This window comes from Undibacterium hunanense (assembly GCF_014284335.1).
Classification (GTDB): Bacteria; Pseudomonadota; Gammaproteobacteria; order Burkholderiales; family Burkholderiaceae_D; genus Undibacterium; species Undibacterium hunanense.
Genome location: NZ_JACOGF010000061.1, coordinates 1 through 372, shown reverse-complemented (window position 1 = coordinate 372; position 372 = coordinate 1). Strand labels below are relative to the sequence as shown.

The window sequence follows — 372 nt, the reverse complement described above, 5'->3', positions numbered from 1 at the left end:
CTCGTCGTTGACCTTGCCCAGCGGCTTTCATGACGCGGTAAAAGCTCGATTCAGAGGCAAGGTAGATGCCTTGATCTGCCAGCTTGGGAACAATCTGGTGCGGTGTCAGGCTGGCATACTCAGGGAGGTTGGTGGTCATTAATAAGGCAGCCCGCTCTGGCTCGCTAAGTTTATTGGCGGGTTCCGGATGAATGACATCGGGCCGTCTATCCTTGGGCGTGTGCCGCCAGCGCTGCACGGTGCGCTCACTGAGTCCCAGCAGCTCGCAAGCCAGATGCTGGCGTGCACCAGCAATGACGGCTTCATCAATCAATTGCAGGGCATCAAGGCGATCCGGGGAGGCGATCATTCTTCCTTTACCACACCCCAAAT

Annotated in this window: 1 protein-coding gene; it reads right to left on the bottom strand. The window is 57.0% G+C overall.

Features of this window, described 5'->3' with window-relative positions; genetic code table 11:
- Positions 1 to 349, bottom strand: a 349-nt coding sequence (locus tag H8L32_RS27320) for a helix-turn-helix domain-containing protein (protein ID WP_186951013.1), incomplete at its 3' end; no start/stop codon positions are given.
- Between the last annotated feature and the right edge of the window lie 23 nt (positions 350 to 372).